This is a genomic window from Phytoactinopolyspora endophytica, from assembly GCF_004138495.1.
GTDB classification, from domain to species: Bacteria; Actinomycetota; Actinomycetes; order Jiangellales; family Jiangellaceae; genus Phytoactinopolyspora; species Phytoactinopolyspora endophytica.
In genome coordinates, this window is the sequence record NZ_ML142850.1 from 148810 (window position 1) to 151046 (window position 2237).

The 2237-nt window shown below is 68.9% G+C and carries 2 protein-coding genes; one reads left to right on the forward strand and one right to left on the reverse strand.

Annotation, left to right across the window (positions count from 1 at the left end; all coding sequences use genetic code 11):
* Positions 1-922 (reverse strand): SDR family oxidoreductase (locus tag ELR45_RS04035; RefSeq protein WP_205855872.1); only part of this gene is annotated, 922 nt, incomplete at its 3' end.
* Between the two features lie 185 nt (positions 923-1107).
* On the opposite strand from ELR45_RS04035, the gene ELR45_RS04040 reads away from it, so the two are divergent.
* Complete coding sequence (locus ELR45_RS04040) at positions 1108-2070, forward strand: AraC family transcriptional regulator (protein ID WP_129663669.1); 963 nt, start codon at positions 1108-1110, stop codon at positions 2068-2070.
* Positions 2071-2237: the final 167 nt, after the last annotated feature.

Here is a 2237-nt window from a genome sequence, read left to right on the forward strand (position 1 = left end):
CGCCGTCGTCGGTGGCGAGCCAACGGTAGGTTGACGCGACCCCGGCCGCGGCGTCGGCGCCGATGGCATAGACGAGCCCGCGCTCGAACTCGTCGACATCCTGCTCGGCGTACTCGACGGTCCGACCCAGCGCGACGCCGATCTCGTCGGCGAGTTCAGGACCGGTCACCGCATCGGGGCCTCCGATGCGCAGCGTCGTCCCCGCCAGCCCGTCGCGGGTGAGAGCGGCTACCGTCGCCGCACCCAAGTCGTCGTGGCAGAGCCAGGCCACCGGCAGGCCGGCAGGGAGCGGGTACCTCACGACGCCCTCGTGCATTGCGGGTCCGGCCACCCATGGCGAACAGAGATTCTCCAGGTAGATGAGCGGATGAAGGACGACGGTCGGCACGTCTGAGGAGAGCAGGGTCGCCGCGGCACCGCGACGCGTCTCGAACGCCGTCACGTCGGTCATCGCGTCGGGCACGCCGGTTCCGGAGTTGAACACCAGCCGGCGCACACCCGCCGCGGCCGCCGACTTGGCGACGTTGTCGACGTACGACGCCACGAGGGCCGGCTCGAAGACCATGGGAAGCGTCAGCGACACGTGGGTCACGTCCGCGAACGCTCCCGCAAGCTGCGCCGGGTCGGCAAGGTCGGCAACGGCCGGCTCCACGCCATCGGGCAGGCGACCGAATCCGGCCGGGGAACGGGTGAGGCCACGCACGCGGCGTCCGTCGCTGACGAGTCCGCGGGCCACGGCAGCTCCCTGCGCACCCGTGGCGCCGACAACGAGGTAGAGGTCGTCATCCGCATGCAGACGATTGTCGCTGTGGAGGTCGGCATCGGTCTGGAAGCCGTCACCGGCACGAGGGCCGTCACCGGTCTGGAGACTGTGCCCGTTATCGGGCTGATGGGGATGGCGGTGCTGGTCGATCGACGGCATCCGGACGGCTCCGTTCGCTGGTCGGTTACAGGATCGCCACCAGTCTGGCCATCAGCGGAATGCTTATCGATAAAGTGGAGTCTCCGATCTTTAAAGGATCGTCCGTAATGTCGCTAGCGAGCCCGGCATGACGGATGAGCTCTATGGGACAGACCGGATGAGCCCCGACACGATGGGTGAGGCCTATGGCGCCTGGAAGCAATGACCTTCTCAGCGAACTGCTCGCGCCCCTGCGGCTGCACGGCGTCTTCCACAGCCGTTGGTCGATGCGTGCGCCATGGGGCATCGCCGGGGAGGGCGAGGACTGCGCCCTCGTCCACTACGTCCACGAAGGGACATGCGTCGTCGAGATGCCCGACGACGCCGCACCGGTCGAGCTCGGGGCGGGAGACCTCGCGGTCTTCCCGCACGGCACCCCGCACCGGCTCGGTGATCGACCCGGACGCAGCACGGTGCCGCTGACCAGCCTCCTTCCCGACCGTCCACCCGGCGACGCCCGCACGGTCGAGGTCGGCGGGCCAGGCCCGGCCACCACGATGCTCTGCGGCGGCCTGCACTACGACATCGCGGCCGCCGCGCCGCTGTACCGGGCGCTGCCTGCGGTGTTCGTGCTCGACTCGGCGGCCCTGCGCAGCCAGCCGTTGCTCGGCGACACGCTGGCGCGGCTCGCTGAGGACTGGGTGAACGACCAGCCGGGCGCGCAGCTCGTCGCACTACGGGCTTTCGAGCTGGCCTTCGTGCTCGCCCTGCGGACGGCGCTGAGCACGCTCGACGGCGACCAGCCCGTGCTGCGTGCGCTCAACCACCCCTCGATCAGCAGGGCGCTGCTCGCCGTCCACACGAGGTTCTCCGAGCCCTGGACGTTGGAGTCGCTGGCCGCGGAGGCGGGCCTGTCCCGTTCGGCGTTCGCGGCTACCTTCCGGGACCTCGTCGGCCAGGCGCCGATGGGGCACCTGACCGCACGCCGGCTACAGGAAGCGGCTCGCCTGCTCGTCGAGACAGACCAGCCGCACGATCGGATCGCCGGACGCGTCGGGTACCGATCCGGTGTCGGCTTTCACCTGGCGTTCCGGAACCACTACAGACAGACGCCGGGCGAGTATCGTCGCAGGCAACAATCCCATGATCATCGAGGATTTGGTGGGTGATCATCCCGCGCATCCTCGATGATCATGGGATTGCTTCGCTCAGGAGCTCGCTTCCACTCGCACCGAGACTGTGTTCGCCGTGTATTCGGGTACGGCCACATAGCCCTCGATGTCGACATTGACCGTGCCGAACTCACCTCGCACCCGGCGACCACGGATGACCGGGA